At 56.0% G+C, this 259-nt stretch carries 1 rRNA gene; it reads right to left on the bottom strand.

The features are described from left to right. Nucleotides 1-259, bottom strand: a 23S ribosomal RNA gene (locus tag H2O73_RS21270); the annotation flags it as partial.

Raw genomic sequence — 259 nt, 5'->3', positions numbered from 1 at the left:
AGCTTAGAGGTTTTTCCTGGAAGCGTGGCATCAATGACTTCCGGACCGTGGTCCGTTCGTCTCGTCTCTCGGCCTTGGAGAACCGGATTTGCCTGATTCTCCAGCCTACCGACTTTCACCAGGACAACCAACGCCTGGCTCACCTAGCCTTCTCCGTCTCCCCATCGCAATACAGTGAGGTACGGGAATATTAACCCGTTTCCCATCGACTACGCCTTTCGGCCTCGCCTTAGGGGCCGACTCACTCTGCTCCGATTAG

The organism is Vibrio marinisediminis (assembly GCF_014050145.1).
GTDB classification, from domain to species: domain Bacteria; phylum Pseudomonadota; class Gammaproteobacteria; order Enterobacterales; family Vibrionaceae; genus Vibrio; species Vibrio marinisediminis.
Note: the sequence above shows the minus strand (reverse complement) of the source record. Positions and strands in the feature narration are given on the sequence as shown.